A 1,229-nucleotide genomic window follows, 5' to 3' on the forward strand; every position below is an offset into this window, starting at 1 on the left:
CTGGATACCGTGGGCGCCACTAACGACAGCACCCCAACAATCAGCGGAAGCAGCAATGCTCCAGCGGGCACAGTGATAAACATCAGCGTAAGCGACGGCACCACAACAGAAACGTTCATCGCAACAATGCAAGCCGATGGCAGTTGGTCAGCGGATGTACCGAACGCACTCACCGATGGTCCACTCACTATCGAAGCAAGCGTAAGCGACAGTGCAGGCAACACCACCACGTTGAGTGAAAGTGCAACATTAGACACCAATGCACCGAGTATTAATATTGATGCATTAATGGACACAAATGATACAACACCGAATGTGAGCGGTACCAGTAGTGCGGCAGATGGCACTATTATTACCGTCAGCTTCACGGACAGTAATGACATAACAAACACGGTACAAACAACCGTTACAGGTGGTGTTTGGAGCGTCGATGCACCAAGCGTGCTAGCCGAAGGCGAATACACCGTAACAGCTACCGTGAATGATGGGCTGGGCAATATAGGGAGTGCAACAGAGACAGGTCAGATAGACCTTACTGGTCCGAGCCTTGTTATTACCGACAACGGCGTAGGCAACGACACCACCCCAACGATTGCAGGTACCAGCGATGCAGTACAGGGAAGTGAAGTAACGATTGTTGTCACTGACAGCAGTGGCACACCGCAAACAATAAGCGCCACCGTACTTGCCAATGGCACATGGTCAATCCCTGTACCGGTAGCACTTGCAGAAGGTGCATACACCATTAGTGCGAGTGTTGAAGATGCCGCAGGCAACGACACCACCGCCACAGGTGCTGGTGAAGTAGACACCACTGCACCGACACTTGTGCTTACCAGCCCAGGTTCAAGTAATGATGTAACGCCGATATTTAGCGGCACAAGCGATGCAGTTGAAGGCACGGTTATTAACTTCACCGTAGTGGATGATTTAGGTAGCTCACAAACGTTCACCACCACGGTTGATGCAGACGGCAACTTCTCGGTCGAAGTAACCACTGCACTGGCAGAAGGACCGTATAGTATTGAAGCTAACATCAGCGATGTAGCAGGTAACAGCACCGATATTACCGGCAACGGCACAATAGACACGACCGCGCCAAGCATTACCGTGGATGCGCCAGTATTAACAAACGACAGCACACCGACGGTTACTGGCACCAGTGATGCACCTAACAGCACCATTACGGTGACGTTTACAGATGCAGCGAATGCCACTCAAAGCATTGA

1 protein-coding gene is annotated in these 1,229 nt (G+C 51.3%); it reads left to right on the forward strand.

All coding sequences use genetic code 11. The annotated features are described in order from the left end of the window. Window positions 1–1,229, forward strand: a 1,229-nt coding sequence (locus L647_RS01000000123485; protein WP_024609722.1) for an Ig-like domain-containing protein, incomplete at both ends; no start/stop codon positions are given.

Origin of the sequence: Pseudoalteromonas sp. TB64 (assembly GCF_000498095.1) — a bacterium.
In the GTDB taxonomy this organism is placed as follows: domain Bacteria; phylum Pseudomonadota; class Gammaproteobacteria; order Enterobacterales; family Alteromonadaceae; genus Pseudoalteromonas.